Consider the following 242-nt stretch of genomic DNA (forward strand, 5'->3'; position numbering starts at 1 on the left):
CGCGAGCCGCCGCGGACCTTCATGCCCTTGGCATCCTCGGGCGTGAGCAGCGGGCGCTCGCGGCTCGCCACGCCGCCGGCCTGCCAGACCCAGGAGACGAGGATGACGCCCTTGGCCTCCAGGATCTCGGTGATCTTGCGGCCCACGGGGGCGTTCTTCCAGGCGAGGGCCTGCGCGTAGGAGGGGACCAGCGCCGGCATCAGGCCGATATTGAGTTCCGGCACCTCGCCCCCGGCATAGGG

The 242-nt window shown here is 71.9% G+C and carries 1 protein-coding gene; it reads right to left on the bottom strand.

The window, feature by feature from the left end:
* The coding region (locus ACP7H9_RS14325; protein ID WP_439222951.1) for a hypothetical protein at nucleotides 1-242 on the bottom strand (242 nt) is incomplete at both ends.

It is taken from the genome of Idiomarina sp. ST20R2A10, assembly GCF_051842345.1.
Taxonomy (GTDB): domain Bacteria; phylum Pseudomonadota; class Gammaproteobacteria; order Enterobacterales; family Alteromonadaceae; genus Idiomarina; species Idiomarina loihiensis.